This window comes from Mesobacillus sp. (assembly GCF_049588175.1).
Taxonomy (GTDB): Bacteria; Bacillota; Bacilli; order Bacillales; family Cytobacillaceae; genus Mesobacillus.
The window spans coordinates 1-1,517 of the sequence record NZ_JBAVFI010000079.1; the positions used below are offsets into that span (position 1 = coordinate 1).

2 protein-coding genes and 1 pseudogene are annotated in these 1,517 nt (G+C 38.3%); 1 reads left to right on the plus strand and 2 read right to left on the minus strand.

From position 1 onward, the window contains the following. Positions 1–490 (minus strand): annotated as a pseudogene (locus tag WB217_RS01770) (acyclic terpene utilization AtuA family protein); the annotation flags it as partial. Positions 491–768: 278 nt separating this feature from the next. On the opposite strand from WB217_RS01770, the gene WB217_RS01775 reads away from it, so the two are divergent. Continuing rightward, positions 769–1,098 carry a hypothetical protein gene (locus tag WB217_RS01775; RefSeq protein WP_423990087.1) on the plus strand — a complete coding sequence of 110 codons (330 nt, stop codon included), beginning with the start codon at positions 769–771 and terminating at the stop codon, positions 1,096–1,098. Positions 1,099–1,156: 58 nt separating this feature from the next. On the opposite strand, the gene WB217_RS01780 is transcribed toward WB217_RS01775, so the two are convergent. Beyond that, a complete protein-coding gene (locus tag WB217_RS01780) occupies positions 1,157–1,423 on the minus strand; it encodes an IDEAL domain-containing protein (protein ID WP_423990089.1) in 267 nt (88 codons plus the stop codon). Between the last annotated feature and the right edge of the window lie 94 nt (positions 1,424–1,517).

Consider the following 1,517-nt stretch of genomic DNA (forward strand, 5'->3'; position numbering starts at 1 on the left):
AAATCGGCTCATGCCCCATTTGGGCTACAATCCCGTTTGTACTGCGGATGACCTCTTCATTCAGCGGATTAACATTCGGACCGAGCGGGTTGACTTTGCCTTTGTGGTTCGCATCCAAAACAAGTTCATCGGGGATATCTGCCCAAATAACTGCTGTTTTTGCGTCGATATGTTTTTCATCTAGAATTTCATTTATGATATCAAGTGTCCATTCAACATGCTTCCTGGCACCCGCGCCCCCGGCCGAGCCAATGATAATCGGAATATTTCCGGACACTCCATGTTCAATCATGATTTCCAGGTCTTTTTTAGTGGCTCTTTTACTGACAATCGCTACGCCGGCTCCTAGCTTATGAGGTCCAGCATCAGTTGATCCTGCATCCACCACAATCGCATGTGGTTTTTCTTCCATTCCCTTTAAAAAGGAACTGACCGGGAATCCATAGCCGAGCATTCCACTTGGAGCCAAAATTCTGATCTCATCTGGCACATCAATCACCCCTTTTTTAAGAAGACAAATAATATTAGTGATATTGATATTTATATATGTATAAGTCTCCACTCTTATGTAACCGGTTACAGTTTTAATTTTTAAAAAACAACCAAGAGAATAATCTCCTAATTGCCTCCTATGTAATCGGTTACATATTATGATAATTATCCAGTAGAAATAAGTCAATTAAATTTCTGATAATTCTTTTAATTATTGATAAGTTATCTTTATGCTAATATCAAGCGAAATCGATGCTCATAGGGAGAACTTATAACTTGAAAAAGAAAAGAAGAAAGCGCCTTATCAAGAAATACTTATTACTTAGCATTCTTGCAATCATATTTATAATAGGATTGCATAGCTGCGCAAAAGATCTGAAGGAAATCAAAAAGGGAAAAGCATACGAGCACATGCTTAATTGTGAGAATCCTTATGCCTTTTGGCAGGGAGTGGATGGAGCAAGCTGTGATGATGCGAGAAGGACGTACTATGAATATACGGATGAAGAGTGGAGAGAAGAGAAAAAGAAGTTAATTGATTTTGGGGAGATTACTGAGCAGGATTATTTATATGAAGAGTTAAAAAAAGAGTTGGGCCCTGAATGATAAATGATCAGGCAAAAAAATAATCGCCATCTGTGTTTAGATGACGATTTTTAATAGTTTATAAAACGTCTTCCCATCCCTCTGAAGTCAATGCCATAAATCTCTCTTTATCGCGTTTTTCAAGTGATCGATCAATTTCCTCTGCTCTTCTTTTTTCAAGGAAAGTATTTTGAACCTTGTCGATGATCTCATCAGCGCCTTTTGTGTATCGCGTTTTTTCCTGTTTGAGAAGGTGCTGTGTGTTATCATCCGTCTCTAAAACATCCATGAATAGTCCTCTATGCTCTTCGGGCTTATAGAAATTTGATTTCTTGTCGTTGTTCATCATCAACACCTCTTTCGGTTTAGTAGATTGTTACTATCTATTTACCCACCTTTACCGACAAAATAAACGTGTCTGGCACCTTCCTATTATTTGG

Coding starts and splice junctions, on each gene's coding strand:
- WB217_RS01780 (WP_423990089.1), bottom strand. CDS start 1,423: ATGAACAACGACAAGAAATCAAATTTCTATAAGCCCGAAGAGCATAGA.